This window comes from Halostagnicola sp. A-GB9-2 (assembly GCF_030068615.1).
Classification (GTDB): Archaea; Halobacteriota; Halobacteria; order Halobacteriales; family Natrialbaceae; genus Halostagnicola.
On the sequence record NZ_JASJOC010000005.1, the window covers coordinates 113,558 to 132,427 of the forward strand.

Below are 18,870 nucleotides of genomic sequence, written 5' to 3' on the forward strand. Positions count from 1 at the left end.
ACACCGGGACGTCTCAGATACCCGGATTTTCGTTTCGAGCGGCCCGCATGAAGGTCTCGTGAGCATCGTGGGTCGAGTCGTCGCCCGACGCACGAACGCGTTCGTACGTTCCGTCCGGCTGCATCACCCACCTGTTTCGAGTATCGTTCAGCACCGTTTCGAGCACCCCCTCGAGCGAAGATTGGAGGCGCGGATCGTCGATCGGCACGACCGCTTCGACGCGGCTGTCGAGATTTCGGGTCATCCAGTCGGCGGACCCGATGAAGTACCGCTCGTCACCGCCGGATCGGAAGTAAAACACTCGGGAATGCTCGAGAAAGCGTCCGACGACGCTGTGAACGTCAACCGTCTCGCTGACATCCTCAAGACCTGGCCGAAGCCGACAAATGTCACGGACGATCAGATCAATATCGACCCCGGCCATCGACGCCCGGTAGAGTTCTCGGATGAGATCCTGGTCCTCTAATCGATTCATTTTGGCGACGATGCGGGCTTCGTTACCGTTCAGCGCCTCCTGCGTTTCTGCCCGGATAAGGGTTCGAAACCGTTCGCGCATGTTTCCGGGAGCGACGAGCAACTTCCGGTACGTTCGCGGTCTCGAGTGGCCGGTGAAGTAGTTGAACAGTTTCACCAAATCATGTCCGATGTCTCGATCGGCGGTAAAGAGTCCGAGATCCTCGTAGTGCTTGGCGGTTTCGGAGTGATAGTTCCCGGTTCCGATGTGCGAGTAGAGTCGGACTCCGTCCGGTTCCTCGCGAACCACGAGCGATGTCTTCGTGTGGGTCTTGTAGCCGATCGTTCCGTATGCGACGTGAATCCCCTCTTCTTCGAGTTTCTTCGCCCACTCGAGGTTGTTTTCTTCGTCGAACCTGGCTTTGAGTTCGACCATCACTGCGACCTGCTTTCCGTTTCGCGCGGCTTCGAGGAGACTTTCGATCACCCGCGAATCACTCGCCGTCCGATATATCGCCGCCTTGATCGCGAGCACGTCCGGATCGTTTGCTGCGTACTCGAGGAACCGTTGAACGGTCCCTTCGAACGAGTGGTACGGATGGTGTACGAGCACGTCTTCTTCCTGAATGATGTCGAAGACGTTCCGTCCATCCGCTCGATCGCTCAACCGCGGGTGCGGCTGTGGGTTCCATTCGGGAACCGAGAGATCGTCCCGTTCGATCGCCGTTAGTTCTTCGAAATCCCGATAATCGAGCGGCCCGTTCAGCCGAAAGACCTCTCGGTCGTCGAGTTCGAGTTCGTGAGCAAGAATCTCGAGAACCGCATCCGGCGCATCCCGTTCGATTTCGAGTCGGACGGCGGTGGCAAACCGCCGTTCCTCGAGGACCTCCTCGATCATTTCGATCAGATCTTCGGCCACCTCCTCGTTTCGGCCGACTTCGGCGTTTCGCGTGACGCGAAAGAGCGTCGTGTCGATCACGTCAACGTCCGGAAAGAGAAGATCGAGGTTCGCTCGAACCACGTCCTCGAGCAGGACGTACCGATCGTCGGATCCGTTCCCGATTTGAACGAACCTGACCTGATTTCGGGGAATTTTCACCCGTGAAAACGTCGGTTCGCCGTTGGACTCTTCCGCAGTGAGAACGGCCAGCGAGAGACTTTGGTTAGAAATAAACGGAAACGGATGTGCTGGGTCGAACGTGAGTGGAGTCAGTGTAGGAAGCACCGAACTCTCGAAATATTCGCGGAGTCGTCCGCATTCACGGTCGGTTAGATCGTCGTATTCGAGGAGCTGTATTCCTTCGTCCGAAAGCGCGGGGCGGATCTCCTCTCGGTAACAGCGACACTGTCGATCGAACAGCGATCCGATCGTTTCGAGAACTGCCTCCCACTGCTCTTGCGGTGTCCGACCGTCTGCGGTTTCGTCGGAGACGCCGGCTGCGATCTGCTGTTTCAGTCCGCCGACACGCTTGCGAAAGAATTCGTCCATATTCCTCGTGAAAATCGAGAGAAATTTCACTCGCTCCAGGAGCGGATTTCCGTCGTCGCACGCCTCGGCGAGTACCCGACGTTGAAAGCCGAGTTCGCTCAGTTCTCGATTAAGGTAGTACGTTGATCTCGAAAGGTCGATCTCTGAGTCACCGTTCGAGTCGCTCGAACGCGGTAGTCTCGTCTCCTTCCCGGCGGTGAGATTCCCGTCCAAAGCCTCCAGTGTCGATCGAAACTCGAGATCCGGGAAGTCGTCGATAACAGGCGTTTCGCCGGTCGATTCGTCGTCCTCCGTGTCTGCTGTTTTCTGGTTATCCATTGTGGTTCACTCCCAACCGATCGTCCGTAGCAACGATTTTGTCGTCGGATCGGTCGACATGGCCGTTCGAATCGACGCTCACGAACCGCTGACGACTGATATCGTAGGCTGTGAGAGTGCCACCGTAAACGCAACCGGTATCGAGACCCACCGCCCATTCGGACTCGAAGGGCCGATCGAGAACCGTGTGTCCAAAAAACACCCGCGGTGGGCCGTTGTAATCGCCGAACCAGAACGGCCCGTCGTACCCGTCCCCGTCGGGCGCCCGCATAGTCTGGACGTCTGCAACTGAATGTTCGGCTATTGTTCGGCCCGGGTCGAGGCCGCCGTGAACGACGAGACCGCCGTCCCAGCGTATCGCGACCGGGAACGATTCCATAATCTCGTACGCCGTCGATCCGAAACCCGGAAGGGATGCGTCTCCGTCGATAAGCTTCTGTTCGTTGTTTCCACGGACGGAGAGTAACTGTGGCGACTCGTGGATTCGGTCGACGACTGCTCTACTTTCCGGCCCCTTCCGAACCAAATCTCCAACGAAAAGCACAAGATCTTCGTTGGTGATCTCGAGGGTCGAAAGTAACGTCTCGAGCGCATCGAGACAGCCGTGGACATCGCCGACGACGTACACATCGTCGTGTTTTTCGATCACGATTTCACGGTGGTCGAACGGTATCGCGGTATCGAAGGACCCGTCAGTGCGTATCACGTATTGTTCGTCTGTTCGTTCGGTAAATCAATGATAAACAGTTTATATGTTCTCGACGTATCGCTATGTAGATCGCTATAGGTGCTTTTGATTGGAGCGTTCGGTTATCGATTCGACGCTGAGAATGTCCTGGATCTGATAGCTCTACGCACTTATTCGAGGCCGATGTCGTCGCGTACGTACCGGTATTGCCGGGACAGTCGGGAAATCCAACTGTTCGAACCTGACCGACGGAGCTATCGACGGAACGCTTATTTGAAAGAACGCACAAGTTTTCGTCCGTGTCAGAAACAGCCGATCGGCTTCGTCGCTATCTCGAGGACGAACTCGGCGAATGCCGAAACGAGGAACTGCAGGAACGGCTCGCGGAACTCGACGATCTCGAGGATATGGTCGATGCGGACGTCGTTTCGGAGGACGTTCGAACGCTGTCGGCGCTCGGAAACGAGACGAGGTATCGACTCGTTCGGTTGCTCGTCGAGGCAGACGACGAGTTGTGTGTCTGTGAGATTACCCCACTCGTCGACGTAAGCGACAGTGCCGTAAGCCACGCACTTTCAAACCTTGTGGCTGCCGACCTGGTGACGAAGCGAAAAGACGGACGGTGGCGAAAGTATCGAGCGACGAGCCGAGCGAACGCTCTTCTTACCGTCCTCGACGGTTCGCGGTAATTCTGGTTCGGCTCGCGATTTCGGCGTGTACCGGTTGCGATGCGGCTTCATCCAGTTGAGGGCTTTGGCCGCGCTCGTTCAGTATATCAACTCGTCGTCGTTTTCGACCATGTACAGCGTCCGTGCGGCGATATTCACGGCGTGATCACCTACCCGCTCGAGATCGCGAACGGTCAGTAACATTCGGGAAACGTCGTCGAGGTTCGCCTGGCTTCCCGCCTCCGTCTCGAGCAGATCCTGAACGACGACTTCGCTGGCACGTTCACAGAGCGCATCGATTTCGTCGTCTGCCCCGGCAATTTCTCCCGTCGCCGCGGCGTCGTCGGTCGCGTACGCCGCCATCGCCGCTTCGACCATCTCGACGGTTTCGCCGCCGATATACGCGATGTCGATATCCGGATACCGGTCTCGTTCGGCCCGTTTCGTATACTCGCCCAGATTGACGGCGAGGTCGCCGATCCGCTCGAGGTCCGTGATGATCTTGAACGACGCGGCGATGAACCGGAGATCTCCCGCCACCGGTTGCTGGAGCGCGAGCAGGTCGATGCAGTCTTGTTCGAGCTCGAGATACAGGTCGTTGATCTCGTGGTCGCTCGTGATTATCTCCTCGGCGAGTTGCTCGTCTTTGCGCTCGAGTGCCTCGAGTGCTCGTCGTAGCCGTTCGCAGACGATGTTGCTCATCTCGAGGACGTCTTCTCGGAGCTGCTCGAGTTGTCGCTGATAGTCGTTTCGTGACATGATTGTATCCGGTTACGATCAGCCGAACTTGCCGGTGATGTAATCCTCAACGCGGTCGTGCTCTGGATTCTCGAAAATCTTCGTCGTATCGTCGAACTCGACGAGGTTTCCCCCAGTCAGGAAGACGGCGGTCTTGTCCGAAATTCGCGCCGCCTGTTGCATGTTGTGGGTGACGATAACGACGGTGTACTCCTCGGCGAGGTCGGCAATGAGATCCTCGACTTTCGAGGTCGCAACTGGATCCAGCGCCGAGGCCGGTTCGTCCATCAAGAGGACTTCCGGGTCGGGTGCGATCGCTCGGGCGATACAGAGTCGTTGCTGTTGCCCGCCCGAGAGGTCGAGCCCACTCGAGTCGAGTTGATCCTTCACTTCGTCCCAGAGCGCTGCGCCGCGAAGTGCCCGTTCGACTTCTTCGTCAAGGTCGATTTCGTCGTCGATTCCCTGAACCCGAAGCCCGTAGGAGACGTTGTCGTAGATCGATTTTGGGAACGGGTTTGGCTTCTGGAACACCATTCCGATCTTCCGTCGCAATGCGACGGGATCGACATCCTCGTCGTAGACGTTCTTGCCGTGGAAAGACAGGTCGCCGTCGATGCGACAGGCGTCGATCTGATCGTTCATTCGGTTGATCGATCGCAAGAACGTCGACTTCCCGCAGCCTGACGGACCGATTATCGCCGTTACACGGTTTTCCGGAATCTCGATATCGATGTTGTCGAGCGCCTGTCCTCGCCGTAGTAGACATCGAGGTCATCTGCGGTTATGACGGGCTTCTCGAGACGTCTATCTCGGTCGGTCTCGGACGGCTGGATATCCGTCGTAATGAGCGTACTATCCTCCGACTCCGTTGACGCGTCTTGTTTCTGGTCTATGGACATGTTATACCTCCGTCTCGTATCTGTTCCGCACGTAGATCGCAATCCCGTTCATTACGAACATGAACGCGAGTAACACGACGATTCCGACGGCCGCGAGGTGGATGAAGTGCTGACTCGGTTCATTTGCCCAGTTGTAGATCTGCGTCGGCATCGCACTGAAGCGATCGAACGGGCCGAACGGGACTCGGTTGACGAAAATCGCTCCTACCATGATCAGCGGAGCCGTTTCGCCGATGGCGCGTGCGAGTGCCAGAATCGTCCCGGTCATGATACCGGGTATCGCGGCTGGAAGCACGACTCGGCGAATAGTCTGCCACTCCGTCGCCCCCGTCGCGTACGACCCGTTCCTGAGGCCGTCGGGAACTGCCCGCAGGGCTTCCTGTGTGGAGACGATGATGATCGGCATTACGAGCAACGCGAGCGCAATCGCACCAGCGACCAGGATCGGACCCATGCCGATTCCGTTGACGAACGCGGCCAACGCCAGTAGCCCGTAGACGATCGACGGGACGCCGGCGAGGTTCGCCAGATTGGCCTCGATCAGTCGCGTGGTGCGGTTATTCGGTGCGTACTCCTCGAGATAGATCGCCGATCCGACGCCGACGAAAAACGACAGTATCGCGGTCAGGACCATCAGGAAGATCGATGCAACAATAGCGCCTCTGAACCCGGAGAGTTCTTCGCGACGGGAGCCATCTCGCGTGAAAAACTCGCCGAGGCTAATATTGTACTCGGTTATCCCGACATAGAAGTCGGTAGCAACGTCGAGTAACAGTAGCGCCAACATGACGACGCCAAACATCGACGCTGCGAAGATGAGGCCGAGAAAGATTCGGTTCTTTCGATGTTCCCATCCCAGATCGATGTCGGTGAACAGGGCGTCGTCGGTCTCGGCGCTCATCGGTACTCCTCCTGGAATCTCCGTTTGAACCAATCGTTGAGCAAATTCATCGTGAGCGTCATAACGAACAACAGGACTCCAACGGCGAACAGGCTCTGGTACTCGACAGTTCCGACCGCCGAAGTGCCGCGGGCCATCTGAACCATGTATGCCGTCATCGTCATGATTTCGTCGAACGGGTTGGCGGTGATGTTCGCGGTGTAGCCCGCGGCAAGCGAGACCGCCATCGTCTCGCCGATCGCTCGCGAGACGGCGAGGATGTACGAGGCGAACACGCCCGAGATCGACGCCGGTAGCACGATCTTCGTCGATACATCGTACTTCGTCGCACCGAGTGCGTACGCGCCGTTTCGGAGGTCGTCCGGAACCGCCGACATGGCGTCTTCGCTGATCGAGGAGACCATCGGAATCGTCATGATGCCGACGACGAGCATCCCCGAAAGCAAACTGTATCGGCCGACGTTAATACCGAACAGTGCGTCCGCGATCGGCCCGATAATAACTGGGTTAACGAACGCGATCGCGAAGTAACCGTAGACGATCGTCGGAATTCCGGCCAAGATTTCTAGCGTCGGCTTGAGCTTCGCTCGGACACCGTCGGAGGCATACTCCGAGAGGTAAATCGCGGTCGCCGTCCCGATCGGGATCGAGACGAACGCTGCACCGACCGTGACTGCGACCGTCCCAAAAACGATCGGGGCCACGCCGTGAGCCGGCGTTGCGTGGTCGGGTGCCCACCGCGTCCCAGTGAAGAACTCGGTGAATGTCACCGCCTGCTCACCGGTTGCACCCATTAACATCTCCGTCAGTTTGGCACCGAAGAAGTAACTGGCGGCGTTATCGATCAACACGAAAAAAATCGCGAGTGTCGTGAGGACCGTGATGATGGTACACCCGAACAGGGCTCGTCGGACTCGCCGATTGGTCGTTTGATCGGCCTGTGCGCCGCCGCCGGTAATTCCCGGTCCGGAGTTGGTTTGAGTGCTCATCGTATGCTACCGCTATCAGTCACGCTGAACGGTCAAGTCGTCCGGAGATGCCCCAACCTGATCGAGCCAGTCGTCGATCTTGTCGTGGTTCTCCTCGGTGACTTCATCGGGGGCCGCATAGAAGTCCTCGTCGCGGGCGAACTCCTGTGCACCGTTGACGTAGAACCGGACAAAGGAACCGATAAGATCGGTCTTTTCCTCGAGCGTAGCGAGGTTCACGTACGCAAACAGCGGTCGTGCGAGTGGCGAGTAGAGCCCTTCCTCGATATTATCTTGGTCCGGCAAATAAAATTCCCCGTCCTCGTCGCTCTCTACGGGAACGGCCTCGATTGGCTGGTCGTCCTCGATGTCCCGAAGGTACCCCAGACCGCCCCAACCGAAGCCGTGGAGGTTGTCCGCGACGGCACCCATAATTTCGTTTGTCTGGCTGGTCGCGGAGTAGTCATCGCGGATGTCTCCCATTTCGCCGTTGATCGCCTCGGTGAAATAATCGAACGTTCCAGACGCGCTGTCGCGGGCGTGTAACTGCATCTCTTCGTCGGGCCACTCGTCCCGGACGTCACTCCACCGGGTGACTTCCTCGGTCGCTTCGAACTCCCAGATCAACTGGAGTTCCTCGAGTGTGATGTTGTCGACCCAGTCGTTTTCGGAATTTTTCACGACCGAAAGACCGTCGAGACCGACCTCGAGGAAGCCGTAATCGATGTTGTTCTCGCTACAGAGATCGACCTCGTCTCCCGTGATTTCTCGACTCGCGCTCTGGACTCCGGAATTGCCTCGACAGAACTCCTGGAAGCCGGCCCCGGTCCCTTCCGGCGCGACATCGACGAGGACATCGGGGTACTCGTTTTCGAAGTTCTCTCCGGCCCAGGAGGTAATCGGGGCGACGGTATTCGACCCGGAGGCGTCGATCGTTCCCGACGGACCGTCACCGCTTCCGCCACTAAGTACGTCACCACAACCAGCGACACTGACAGCTCCCGTTAGCGCACCGATCGTCAGGAAGTTTCGCCTCGATACCCCACTGAAACTGGATCGTCCGGACTTGTTGTCCGTCATCACCTAAGTGATTTTGTGGACTGTATATAGCTGGTTATAATAGCTATATATCCATTTCTGTACTTCAATAGTCGGCTATGTAGTCGACAATAGATAGCAGAATATCCGGCTCTGTTAAAAATCTTGAGGAGGTATATGTTTGGCCAGTAGTGTAACCGAATGCAAGCTCTCCCGAAGTTGCGATTGTTCCAATTCGTCGAGGAGGTATTTCAGTTAGCGCAACGTGCTGTGGGTAGTGGCAGATCCGTGTCGTTGATCAATCCTCTTCCAATTGATCGACAGCGAGGAGATCGTGGTTACAATGAATACCCTCGTCGATCGCATCTATCCCGAAAATCCCCTCCGAAGACCACTTGAACTCACGCTGATTCCCTTCTTATCGACGTACAACACAGCCATCTCCCGAAACTGGAGGAGGTAAATTTGATCGAGTACGACCCGCGTACGAAAACGATCCGGTATACCCCGAACGAGCGCGTCGAGAAGGTGCTCCAATTCGTCACCGAAGACCTGGAATAGGGAACTCGAAACGGCGGGGTTCTTTCTGTCCTCGGCAGGTCAATAGATACCATGGTGAGTTTCGAGGAGGAGCAGGCCGAAGTCGAGGCGCTGGACCGGTTGCAAGACCTTGGGCTGTCCCAGTACGAGGCTCAAACACTGATCAATCTCTTTCGGCTTGGGACGGGAACCGCACAGGACATTACGCAAATCGGCGGTGTCCCTCGGACTCGCGTGTACGAATCGGCGGAGCGACTCCACGAGTTGGGATTCATCGACATCCAGCACACGACGCCGCGAAAGTTCATCGTGATCTCCGAGGAGACGATCATCCGACTACTCAGCGTCAAACGCGAGAACACGATTACCGAACTTGCGGAGTGTCTGGGGGAAATCGGCCCCTCCCAGCCACAACGCGAACAGTTCGGCGTCTGGACGGTCACTGGACGGGAGGCAGTGTCATCCCGCATTGATGAGTTCATCGCCGACGCCGACGAACAGATCGTCTACATGACTATCGACAAATTGCTTACCAACGACCACATCGACAGGCTTCAGGCTGCCACAGAACGTGGTGTCGAGATCCACTTGGCGGGGATTTCCGACGAAGTTCAGGAACGTATTCAGGACGCGATACCGGAAGCTGAACTGTTCGAAACCCTCTGGGAGTGGGAGGAGACACCCGCTGGAAGCCTGCTGATCACGGACGAAGAGACGGCGCTCGTGAGCGCGCTCGTGGACGATTTCTCCACTACCGAAGAGATCGAGGAGACGGCGATCTGGGGTGCCGGCGAGCGAAACAGTCTCGTCGTCGTCCTGCGATCGATTTTCACTTGGCGACTCAACGGAAATCAGCCGTCGTAAGGCTATCCAATTGTTCACTCAGAAAATCACACTACACTCTTGATTCTCGATGCCGTGCGAAGAGTATGATCGAAGAACGAGAAGGTGCCGATCGATCTACCGATGCACACGAACCATTATTCCGCCGAACGTACGATTGGTCAGCTACAGTGGCAAGTATGGCCACACTCACCGCCCTCGGAACACTCGAAGAGGTCGATCCGGTGGAACTTTCAGATGTTCTCGGTACCACACTGTACGACCACGTCGATCCCGAAGCGCTAGACACGCTTGTTGTTGGCGAAGAACGCGTCAACCCGTCGTTCCTGATTGACGATTATCGGGTGCGGATCGACGGTGAGGAGTTGACAATTACTCGCCAGTGAGGTTGTTTACGATCTCCTCGCAATCAGTTCGCATGTGTACTGACCGATGTCCGATCGCATTTTGCAGATCATTTTGGAATGGTAATTACAGAGGAAGGTGTTACCGCTTGCACCCGCGAGCGAACGCAGTGAGCGAGCGGGCCGAGGAATCCCTCGAAGCCGCGCCAACGGCGCGGATGAGGGGGTGACGACGTGCTTTTCATCGAAGTTTTGCCGAGGGCCAGCAAAGCTGGCCCGCAGAGCAAAAGTTCGGTATGCACGTGTAGTGACCAGCAGTTCCAGCATAATAAGTGTCAAAAAAGATTATTTTAACAGAGCCGAAATCACACTATCGGATCATCGGACGGGAAGAACTCGATCTCGCTGTCTCCGTAGGGACGGACACTGTGACTTCCGCCTTCCGTTATCTCACGACTCGAACCTCTTGGCGAGCGCTTTCCCCTTCCTTGAGGTCTTGACGGCAACCCGATCAATTAGGCAGATATCCGTTCGAAAGGGACATCGCCGTCCAGTATCCGAACAACGCGGAGCAATCGCTGGATCCTCGTTCGAACGGGATCGTATCGCTTCGTCAGGATAACGGTCCCCGCGGCGTGTCTGCCGACCGCTTCGGAAACCGTCCCGACAAGCGCCCGCTGGATGAGTCCGCCCCTCGAGGCCCCGAGTACGGTGATATCGTGTTTTGTCGTGCTGTCGGTAATCGCCCCGGAAACGTCAGCGTTCTCGATGATTTTCGTATTCACGGACCGGCTGTTTCCCATCCAGTCCGCTGTTTCGGCGAGGAACACTTCGGCCTCCTCGACCGTTAGCTCGGGATCGTCCGGGTCGAGCACGTGCAACAGACTGATCGATGCGTCGTTTCGTCGGGCGATCGAGTCGGCAGTTTCCGCGGCTAGCTCGTCGTGTGGCCCGCCTGCAACCGGAACCAGAATCGAGTCAACCGTCGGCGGTGTCGGCGTTTTGATGCGCTTGACGAGAACGTCACATTCGGCGTTTTTCAGCACTTTGTCGAGGTGGTTACCCAGAACGATATTCTCCCGTGGTGGCCTCCCTCGCCAGCCGAGGAGGACTACGTCGACATCGTACGCTTCGGCGGCACCGACGATTCCGGTGGCGACCCCGCGGGCGATACGAATACGGTGGTCGACGGGAATCCCGTTCGACTCGACGCGTTTTGCCGCCGCTTCGAGCAGAGCTTCGTCTTCGTCCGCGAGCAGGTACCGACGCCCGTCCTCGAGCGATAGTTGCGAGGGAACGTCGAGAACGTAAACGAGGAGGACTCGATACGATCGATCGGCCGCGATATCGATCGCCGTGTCGAGTTGCCGATCGGCCGTTTCTCGGTTCGCTATCGGCACCAGTATCGTTCCGTCACCGTCTGAAGGGGTGTTGGACATGTGACACTCACTATTGACGTGCGCTACCGCTATTATTCCCCCCTCGAGAAGAGACGGAAACTATCGATTGAACTCTCCGTTGAATTCACTTGAGTGCGGGCAGCACGTTCTCTCCGAACGTTTCGAGGAACGCTTCCTGATTCGTGTTGATGTTGTGATTAAAAAAATTCTCCACGAAGAGATCGATATCGGCTTCGAGCCACTCTTGGTGATCATCGAGATCGCCGGAGACGCGAACGTTCGCATCGACCTGTTTTTCGCCGACAGTCTCGCTCAGTTCATCGAAATCCTGGGCCGTCCGAAGCTCTTGGGTGACCCTCCTGGGAACGTAATTGGTCCGCCACTGTTCGTAGGCTCCCTCGAGCGCCGCATCGTCGTCGGCGTCGTAGGAGTGCTGGGCCTTGTGGTACACCGGCTTGTCCGGAGCTTTTTCCAGGAAGGCGTCGACCGATTGGCGTCGTCCCCGTGGTCGGGCGTCGCGATCGTGATCATCCCGTCGGCTCACTCGCCGAGCCACGCCGCGGTCTCTTCGGAGAGCGCAGCGCCGATCAGGGGCGGCGTTTCGGGCTGGGAGTACAACGTCGCCTGTTCGACGTCGACGCGACCGTGGTGGGTGACCACCTCGCCGTCCCAGAGGCGGCACATGATTTCGGCGCACTCCTCGAGCCGAGCGTTTCGTTCGTCCTTGACGGGCCAAGTCAGTTCCCGTGATGCCCTCGTTGAGTAGCTGACCGCTGCCGACGGCGAGCCAGAACCGTTCCGGATACATCTCGCGCAGGGTGGCCGCTCCCTGTGCGACGATAGTCGGGCGATACCGATAGTCGGGCGTGTTGACGGTCTCGAAGGACATCGAGGTCGCTTCCATCGCCGATCCGAGCTAGGACCAGACGAACTCGGATTTCCCCTGTTGCTCGCTCCAGGGGTAAAAGTGATCCGACGCGAGCGGATGGTCGAAGTCCTGTGCTTTGGCAAGTTGGACGTACTCGAGGAGATTGCTCGGAGAGAACTGCTCGTGGGACGCGTGATAGCCAGTTCAGTCAGGACCGAACCACTGCCGACGCAGTTCGGGCGTTCGCTGGCACTATCGATTCCGTTTCGCCCCGACTCGGATACAAGTATTTGATGCGTCACTGAAAACAGTCGGTCGAGACGATAGCACGATCACACCCGCCGCGAAATCGCACATCAAATACTTGTATCCGAGTCGGGGTTAGTCCCACAGCGTGGGTGTGCATGACTGTGGGATTCGACTCGCTACTGTCGTCGTTCCTACCCGTCGGCCGTTTCTTCGCCACCGGTGGAATCTTCAGTTTCCTCGCTCTCTTCGTTGTCGCCGTCTTGCTCGTCGTCTGATTCCGGCTCCTCGTCATGACTGTGCGAGACGAACGTCTCCCCGATCCGAGCGAGCAACTCGTGCCATTCGAGTGACTCCGAAAGGTACGTCTCGACCAGTTCGGTTTCGATCGTGAACGAATCGAGTACCCTGTCCTCGGCGGGATCGTACGCAGCGGCCTCGAGGTGCGTCGGTAATACCCCCTGTTCGACGACGGTTGTGTAACCGTCCGTAATCAACTCGATTTCGGCGGCAACGTCGCTCTCCTCGGTTCCTGTCGCGTCGTAACTGAGACTAATCCGGTCGTCGGCGTGTTCGACGTCTACCCGCTCGAACCCTTGGTCCTCGAGGGTCGATTTGAACTGCTCGATGATCTCCTCGTCGGTCAGGTCGTCGTCTTCGGTCTCTTCGTCTTCGGTCTCTTCGTCTTCGGTCTCTTCGTCTTCGGTTTCGTTTCCGGCGTCCGATTCGTTCTCGGCAGCAGCTTCGGCTCCGCCGGTATCCTCGTCGGGGTTCGTGGTGGTACAGCCCGCGAGGACAATTCCACCGGCTACCAACAGTGTTCGGCGTTTCATAGCTTTTCACTGTACTGGAACCGTCGTTAACAGCGGATGAAAGACAGTCGCGAATGGGGGATTTTCGGGGAGTTACGGGGAGGAAGGCCACTGAACTCTGTCCGCGGACCGTCCGCGATAGTTTGTTCGGGTCACACTACCTGTCCGCTCGCTCGCTGTGGAATCACAGGAGTTCGCTGATTTAGTGAGGCTAAAAAAGATTGGTTGGTCAGCAGTCGCGTCGTTACCCGATGATAAGGGACACGAGGCTGTCGACTGCCGCGCCGACGTTCGAGGTCACGCTAGAGCGGCTGTCTGCGTCGTCGTCATCGTCCGCGTTGTCGTCTTCGTCGTCTGCATCGTCGCCGTGGCCGCAGTTAGAATCGTAGGATTCGTCGTAGCTACTCTCGTCGCTGTCGCTCTGAGAGCTCTCGATCTCGGAGTCAGCGTCGGAGTCGGTTCGGGAGCTGTCCCGAGTCTCGGTATCGCTCTCGCTGTCGGTCCGGTCGAGGTTGCTTTCGGACTCGTTGTCGTCGCTGCTCTCGCTACGATCGGTCTCGCTAACGTTGGACTCGCTGTCCTGATCGCTGCTCGATTCGTGTTCGACGTCGTTGTTTTTGATCGTGTCGACGCCAGTGTCGCTGTCGCTCTCGGTGTCGAGCGCGGAGTCAGTGCTTTCACTGCGATCGCTCTCGTTCATGTCGCTCTCGTCGGTGAGCGTACTTTGATCGTTCTCGCTGTACGTGCGGTCACTGGAGCTTTCGCTTTCGTCGAACTGGCTGTTCGTGCGTTCGTCGTCGGTATCCGAGGTTTCTAGGTCGCTTTCGTTCTGGTCACTCTCCGATTCGCTGCGGTCGCTTTCGTTCTGGTCACTCTCCGATTCGCTGTGAACTCGATCGCTGTCGGACGTACTCATCTTTCGGTCGCTCTCGTCGGCGGTCTTCTCGGAGCCGTGTCTGTCGGTCTCGCTCGCGTCGAGTTCGGCATCGTCGTTCTCGCTGTAGTCGCTCTCGTTGTCGGAGCTCGTGCGGTCGCTCTGGGTGAGTTCGCTCTGGCTCTCGTCGCGCTCCGATTCGTCGAAGGTGCTCTCGCTCACGCTTCGATCGCTTTCGCTCGTTTCGCGGTCGCTTTGTGCGCTCTCATCGGAGTCGCTGTCGCTGTCACTGTCGATTCGGTCGAAGGTGTCGCGGTCGTTCTGTCCGCGGTCGCTCGCGTCGCGTTCGTCGTGTTCGGATTCGCTCTCGCTCTCGGAGCTTTCGCTTTCGTTGGATTCGCTCTCGTCAAAGTCGCTTTCGTTTTCGTCGGTGTCGAAGTCGCTCACGTCGTGTGAGCTCTCGGAGCTTTCGCTCTCGTCGATGTCGCTCTCGTCCGAGTCACTCTGACTGTCGCTCTTGTCGAGGGTGCTCGCGGTGCGTTCGCTTACGTCGAAGTCGGAGTCGTCGTAATCGATGTCGCTCTCGGAACGGTCGCTTTCGCTCTCGTCCGACGCACTGTCGCTTTCGTCGGAGTCACTCTGACTGTCGCTCGAGCTCGAGTCGCTCGCGTCGGACGTGCTGTCACTCGCGCTCGAGTCGCTCTCGCTGTGGGTGCTGTCGGAGTTGGACTCGCTATCCTCGATGTCACTGACGTCGCGGTCGTTGTCGCTCTCGTCTTCGTTGATCTCGAGGTCGGAGTCGTCGATCTCGCTTTGACTTTCGGAGCGGTCGCTCTCGTCGATGTCGCTGACGCTATGTTCGCTGGTAGCGTCGTGGTGTTCATCGCGGTCGTTCACTTCAGAAGTGCTCTGATCCCGGTCGACGTCGCTGTCGCTCGAGCTGTCACGGTCGCTCTGGTCGAACGTGCGCTCGTCCATGTCGCTCGAGCTATCGCTCGAACTGTCGCTTTCGCTCAGATCGGAATCGCTCGAGTGCTCGCGGTCATCGCTCGACGTGCGATCCCGGTCGCTACTGCTTTCGTACTCCCGTTCGTCCTCGTCGGCTGACGACATCGTGCTGTCGTCAACGTGTTCTCCTTCGTCACACCGATCGTCCACTTGCATCGCGGCTTGGCCGGAACTTGCGCCAGCCGCCCCGCTCACGCCAACCACGCCGGCTAATACAAGGAGGCCAATCATTGTGATGACTGTTAGTTTCTGTCTCATCGTTACTCTCGAAACCTATGCCGTAGGTCACTGGAACCTCTGCTCGGGTATCTTAAAAACCGGAGACGAAGCCCCGGGGAGATACGGGATAGATAGGGTCTTCTGGGGGTGATCAGTCCCGAACGGCCCGCTATCGACTGTCGCTGGTTGGTTACGTCCTCTCATACTGTCGGCTGTAACTATGTGACGATTCTTGCATCTTCGGGGCGACGAGAATTGTGAACGACGTACAGCCAACAGTATCAAAAATGGCGTGGGTGACGGACACGCGCTTTCGGTGTCTTCTTACTCGAGTTTGCTCACGTCGACGTCGAAGGTGCCGTCGCTGTTTTCGGAGATAATCCCCTTGCGCTCGAGTTCCTCGATGCTGTCACCGGTGACGATCAACCGTTCGGAGATCGTCTCGCAATCGGAGTCGGTCGTCTGTTCACGCTCGGTCTCGTCGCGTTCGCTCTGGGAACGTTCGCTTTCGTTCTCGCTGTCGGAGTCGCTCCGATCGCTGTCGCGCGTCTCGAGGTCGCGATCGCTCTCGCTGAGGTCGCGTTGACTCTCGCGTTCGCTGTCGTCAGTGCGCTCGCTGCGGTCGCGGTCGCTTTCGTCGCGGCTGCTGTCACGGTCGCTACTGCGCTCGCGTTCGGTGTCTCGATCCTCGCGTTCGTCGGTCCCCGTGTCGCTCTCGCTTTCGGTATCGAGTTCGGAGTCCGTGCGCTCGCTGCGGTCGCGGTCGCTTTCGTCGCGCTCGTCGGAGTACGTACTGCCGTCGCGTTCGCTCGAGGTCCGATCGCTTTCGCTGCCGCGGTCGGCGTGCTCGCTCTCGGCACGCTCTTCGTCGCTGTCGGTGGAGTCGACGCGCTGATCGCGGTGCTCGCTCTCGGCGTCGCTGCTGTCGCTGGCGTGTTCGTCGCCGGCGGATTCGCTCTGAGAGCGCTCGCTTTCGTTGCTGCTCGCGTTGCGTTCTCCCTGCTCGACGCCGCTCTCGTCACCCCCTCGAGTGCTCTCGCTTTCCTCGAGTGACGACTCGAGGGCCTCGTCCAGGAACGATTCACCGGTGAAGTCGTTTCGGTCGCTTTCGCTCCGATCGGTCTCGCTGGAATCGGCTTCGCTCTCCGCACGGTCCGTTTCGCTCGTCTCGCTATCGCTTTCGCTTTCGTGTTGCTCGCTCGAGTCCGCCTCCTCGCTCTCACCGTCGCTCTCGCCCTCGTACTGCTCGGAGGCGTCGGTGTCGTCGCCGCGGTCGAACCGGTCTTCGTCGATCCGTTCCGATTCGCCGTCGCTCACGAACCGATCGCTTTCGTCGCTTGAACTGGCGTCACTCTCGCTCTCGCGCTCGTCGAGTTCGCCCTCGCTGACGTCGCGTTCGCTTTCTTCGACGGTGCTGTCGTCGATATTGTGTTCGTCAGAGCCGCGTTCGGTTTCGCTCGTTTCGACGTCGCGGCTCTCGTTCTCGCTCGAGTCGCGCTCCGCGTCGTCGTAGTTGCTATCGCTCTCGGAACGGTCGCGGTCGCTTTCGTCCGTTGCCTCCTCTCGCTCGTCGGTCTCGAAGTCGCTTTCGTTAGCTCCCCGTTCGCTATCCTCGGAGGCGCGTTCGCTGGCGCTCGAATCGTCCTCGCTGTGCGTGCTGTCGGAACTCGAGTCGGTCGCGTCGCTCTCGCTGACATCGTGTTCGCTCTCACGTTCGTCTTCGTCGATTTCGACGTCGGTATCGTCGATCTCGGTTTCGCTGACGGAGTGATCACGTTCGTCGATGTCGCTCGCGTCGCGCTCGCTACTGGCATCGCGCTGTTCGTTGCGGTCGTTCACTTCGGACTCGGTTCCGTCGCGGTCGTACTCGCTTTCGTGAGTGCTATCGCGTTCATTGACGTCGCGTTCGGTCTCATCGAGTTCGCTCGAACTGTCGCGTTCGCTGTCGCTTTCGCTTAGGTCTCGTTCGTGTTCGTTCTCTCTGTGATCGTTGTTCGACCGATCACGGTCGCTTTCACTTTGGCGCTCGCTCTCGGCGAGTTCACTGGTGATATCGACGTCTTCGTTCAGGTGTTCGCTCACGTCACATCGCTCGTCGTCGAGGGTGTAAACGACGGTCTCGTCGCTACCGGTCGGGACGGCTCCGCTAGCGGCGATAACGCCACCGACCACCAGAAGGGCGGCTAACGCGAGGACACCAAGTTGATCTAACATATTCCGGTTCTCCTATCTAGCCGACCCGTCGGTTTCGATCGGATAGGTCTCTAGACAACGGGCTATTCGCTTGACCTACCCAAAAGGAGACGACGAAGGGTGGGGAAGGATCGCGGGGAACGCCGCCGGTTGGGGGTGGACGCGCAGATCACTGGACGGTCGGTTCCGTGATTGGACTCCATTTCGGTGTCCGGACGATCGATCCGGTTCAATTCACCGATCAAATTTGAACTGCCGGTCTACTACGATTTATGTCCGCTCTTGACCGCGCTGTTCACCGCGTTCGAGGCGACAGTCACCGCAGTAATACCCGTGATACGAGCCGTTCCACTCGAAAGTCCCGCCACAGCCGATACACACCGGATCAAGTAGTTCGATCATTCTGTTCACCTTCGTCACGCCTCGCCAGCGCCGCGGCGTATACGCCCTCGAGAACGGGCGGGCTCGTATAGAGACGGTGAAAAAGCGCGCCGATTCGGGGGGCGGCGGTGGTCGTGGACGAGATTCCGTTCCGTATCGAACAGCGGATGTTCGGCTAAGCGGATGTTCGGATACAGTATTCTCGAGCCACACCAGTCGTTGGTTCCCTGAAGGAACTGGTCACGCACCCGATTCGACGACGATTTCGACGTTGTCACCACCCCCAGCGCTCGCATCCTCGACGGATTCGACGCCCTCGAGGACGTACGTCTGTGGATCGACCGCTTCGCCGTTGACGGCAACCACGACGCTATCCCCGTCGCCTTCGGTGAACGTCTCGCCGTCGACGACGAACTGATCCGTCGTCACGTCCATTTCGAGGGTTTCGAGCGCGTATTCGATCGTCACGTCCTCGCAGTGGGTGTGCCAGACTTCAGCGCCGTCGGAGTCGTGAAAGTGAAAGCAACCGTCGCGTTCGATGTACTGTGGATCGTCGAACGCGACGGCGTCGTCGTCGATCGAAATGGCAATCGTGCCGTGTTCGTGTATCTCGCTCGAGATGTCTGGTTGGTGGACGGCCGAACTCGCGGCCGATTCCGAACCTAGAAAGACCGTACTGTATCCGAGCACGAATAACACGAGGACGACGGCGACCCCCGTATAGAGCGCCACGTTTCGGCGGCGGATATTCCGCCGACTCGAGTTCTCGGACGAGACGTTCAGACGACGCTTATCGATGGTCGTTAGTTCGTCGGCGTGCTCGCGTCTAAGGTGGTCCTCGTACTCGTTGTCTGGGAGCGATTCGCCGCAGTAGGTGCAATGATCTGTCATCAGTGTCGATACGACGACCAGGCGGGGACGGGCTATGAAGGGCGGTCGAAGAAACGGGTCGATCCGTTCGTCGTTTGGATTTCGCCCCGTG

General features: G+C 58.1%; 15 protein-coding genes and 2 pseudogenes. 3 read left to right on the forward strand and 14 right to left on the reverse strand.

Annotated elements, in window-relative coordinates:
* Positions 1-13 precede the first annotated feature (13 nt).
* Positions 14-2,260, reverse strand: coding sequence for a polyphosphate kinase 1 (gene ppk1, locus QNM96_RS13985; protein ID WP_283837089.1), 2,247 nt, complete (start codon positions 2,258-2,260; stop codon positions 14-16).
* Positions 2,253-2,966, reverse strand: a complete 714-nt coding sequence (locus tag QNM96_RS13990) for a metallophosphoesterase family protein (protein WP_283837090.1) — start codon at positions 2,964-2,966, stop codon at positions 2,253-2,255. The genes ppk1 and QNM96_RS13990 overlap by 8 nt, the downstream gene beginning before the upstream one ends.
* Positions 2,967-3,247: 281 nt before the next feature.
* Here QNM96_RS13990 and QNM96_RS13995 point away from each other — a divergent pair, with 281 nt between their 5' ends.
* Positions 3,248-3,637 carry a metalloregulator ArsR/SmtB family transcription factor gene (locus QNM96_RS13995; protein WP_283837091.1) on the forward strand — a complete coding sequence of 130 codons (390 nt, stop codon included), beginning with the start codon at positions 3,248-3,250 and terminating at the stop codon, positions 3,635-3,637.
* A gap of 78 nt (positions 3,638-3,715) precedes the next feature.
* On the opposite strand, the gene phoU is transcribed toward QNM96_RS13995, so the two are convergent.
* From phoU to QNM96_RS14020, 5 genes and pseudogenes are all read right to left on the reverse strand, one after another.
* Positions 3,716-4,375: a phosphate signaling complex protein PhoU gene (gene phoU, locus QNM96_RS14000; protein ID WP_283837092.1), complete on the reverse strand. Its 660-nt coding sequence runs from the start codon at positions 4,373-4,375 to the stop codon at positions 3,716-3,718.
* Between the two features lie 18 nt (positions 4,376-4,393).
* Positions 4,394-5,253, reverse strand: a pseudogene (gene pstB / locus QNM96_RS14005) (phosphate ABC transporter ATP-binding protein PstB).
* Between the two features lies 1 nt (position 5,254).
* A complete protein-coding gene (gene pstA, locus QNM96_RS14010; protein WP_283837093.1) occupies positions 5,255-6,154 on the reverse strand; it encodes a phosphate ABC transporter permease PstA in 900 nt (299 codons plus the stop codon).
* On the reverse strand, positions 6,151-7,143 hold the full coding sequence (pstC, locus tag QNM96_RS14015) for a phosphate ABC transporter permease subunit PstC (RefSeq protein WP_283837094.1): 993 nt from the start codon (positions 7,141-7,143) through the stop codon (positions 6,151-6,153). Before pstC ends, pstA begins: the two co-directional genes overlap by 4 nt.
* A 15-nt stretch (positions 7,144-7,158) precedes the next feature.
* Positions 7,159-8,202 carry a PstS family phosphate ABC transporter substrate-binding protein gene (locus QNM96_RS14020; RefSeq protein ID WP_283837095.1) on the reverse strand — a complete coding sequence of 348 codons (1,044 nt, stop codon included), beginning with the start codon at positions 8,200-8,202 and terminating at the stop codon, positions 7,159-7,161.
* 570 nt (positions 8,203-8,772) lie between these two features.
* On the opposite strand from QNM96_RS14020, the gene QNM96_RS14025 reads away from it, so the two are divergent.
* Positions 8,773-9,564: a helix-turn-helix domain-containing protein gene (locus QNM96_RS14025; protein WP_283837097.1), complete on the forward strand. Its 792-nt coding sequence runs from the start codon at positions 8,773-8,775 to the stop codon at positions 9,562-9,564.
* Between the two features lie 158 nt (positions 9,565-9,722).
* Positions 9,723-9,929, forward strand: coding sequence for a HalOD1 output domain-containing protein (locus QNM96_RS14030; protein ID WP_283837100.1), 207 nt, complete (start codon positions 9,723-9,725; stop codon positions 9,927-9,929).
* A gap of 473 nt (positions 9,930-10,402) precedes the next feature.
* On the opposite strand, the gene QNM96_RS14035 is transcribed toward QNM96_RS14030, so the two are convergent.
* From QNM96_RS14035 to QNM96_RS14065, 7 genes and pseudogenes are all read right to left on the reverse strand, one after another.
* The gene (locus tag QNM96_RS14035; protein ID WP_283837102.1) at positions 10,403-11,326 is read right to left on the reverse strand and encodes a universal stress protein; all 924 of its coding nucleotides are present in this window, start codon (positions 11,324-11,326) and stop codon (positions 10,403-10,405) included.
* A gap of 85 nt (positions 11,327-11,411) precedes the next feature.
* Positions 11,412-12,356: pseudogene (locus QNM96_RS14040) on the reverse strand (TIGR03557 family F420-dependent LLM class oxidoreductase); the annotation flags it as partial.
* Positions 12,357-12,595: 239 nt separating this feature from the next.
* Complete coding sequence (locus QNM96_RS14045; RefSeq protein WP_283837103.1) at positions 12,596-13,234, reverse strand: hypothetical protein; 639 nt, start codon at positions 13,232-13,234, stop codon at positions 12,596-12,598.
* Between the two features lie 223 nt (positions 13,235-13,457).
* Positions 13,458-15,326: a hypothetical protein gene (locus QNM96_RS14050; RefSeq protein ID WP_283837105.1), complete on the reverse strand. Its 1,869-nt coding sequence runs from the start codon at positions 15,324-15,326 to the stop codon at positions 13,458-13,460.
* Positions 15,327-15,638: 312 nt separating this feature from the next.
* The gene (locus tag QNM96_RS14055; protein ID WP_283837107.1) at positions 15,639-17,528 is read right to left on the reverse strand and encodes a hypothetical protein; all 1,890 of its coding nucleotides are present in this window, start codon (positions 17,526-17,528) and stop codon (positions 15,639-15,641) included.
* A gap of 249 nt (positions 17,529-17,777) precedes the next feature.
* Positions 17,778-17,909, reverse strand: a complete 132-nt coding sequence (locus QNM96_RS14060) for a hypothetical protein (RefSeq protein WP_283837108.1) — start codon at positions 17,907-17,909, stop codon at positions 17,778-17,780.
* A 219-nt stretch (positions 17,910-18,128) separates the two neighbouring features.
* Positions 18,129-18,779, reverse strand: coding sequence for a hypothetical protein (locus QNM96_RS14065; protein WP_283837109.1), 651 nt, complete (start codon positions 18,777-18,779; stop codon positions 18,129-18,131).
* Between the last annotated feature and the right edge of the window lie 91 nt (positions 18,780-18,870).

Excerpts from the sequence above, each read along its gene's own strand:
- ppk1 (WP_283837089.1), bottom strand. The coding sequence starts at position 2,260 with ATGGATAACCAGAAAACAGCAGACACGGAGGACGACGAATCGACCGGC.
- phoU (WP_283837092.1), bottom strand. The coding sequence starts at position 4,375 with ATGTCACGAAACGACTATCAGCGACAACTCGAGCAGCTCCGAGAAGAC.
- pstA (WP_283837093.1), bottom strand. The coding sequence starts at position 6,154 with ATGAGCGCCGAGACCGACGACGCCCTGTTCACCGACATCGATCTGGGA.
- pstC (WP_283837094.1), bottom strand. The coding sequence starts at position 7,143 with ATGAGCACTCAAACCAACTCCGGACCGGGAATTACCGGCGGCGGCGCA.
- QNM96_RS14020 (WP_283837095.1), bottom strand. The coding sequence starts at position 8,202 with ATGACGGACAACAAGTCCGGACGATCCAGTTTCAGTGGGGTATCGAGG.
- QNM96_RS14025 (WP_283837097.1), top strand. The coding sequence starts at position 8,773 with ATGGTGAGTTTCGAGGAGGAGCAGGCCGAAGTCGAGGCGCTGGACCGG.
- QNM96_RS14030 (WP_283837100.1), top strand. The coding sequence starts at position 9,723 with ATGGCCACACTCACCGCCCTCGGAACACTCGAAGAGGTCGATCCGGTG.
- QNM96_RS14035 (WP_283837102.1), bottom strand. The coding sequence starts at position 11,326 with ATGTCCAACACCCCTTCAGACGGTGACGGAACGATACTGGTGCCGATA.
- QNM96_RS14045 (WP_283837103.1), bottom strand. The coding sequence starts at position 13,234 with ATGAAACGCCGAACACTGTTGGTAGCCGGTGGAATTGTCCTCGCGGGC.
- QNM96_RS14050 (WP_283837105.1), bottom strand. The coding sequence starts at position 15,326 with ATGATTGGCCTCCTTGTATTAGCCGGCGTGGTTGGCGTGAGCGGGGCG.
- QNM96_RS14055 (WP_283837107.1), bottom strand. The coding sequence starts at position 17,528 with ATGTTAGATCAACTTGGTGTCCTCGCGTTAGCCGCCCTTCTGGTGGTC.
- QNM96_RS14060 (WP_283837108.1), bottom strand. The coding sequence starts at position 17,909 with ATGATCGAACTACTTGATCCGGTGTGTATCGGCTGTGGCGGGACTTTC.
- QNM96_RS14065 (WP_283837109.1), bottom strand. The coding sequence starts at position 18,779 with ATGACAGATCATTGCACCTACTGCGGCGAATCGCTCCCAGACAACGAG.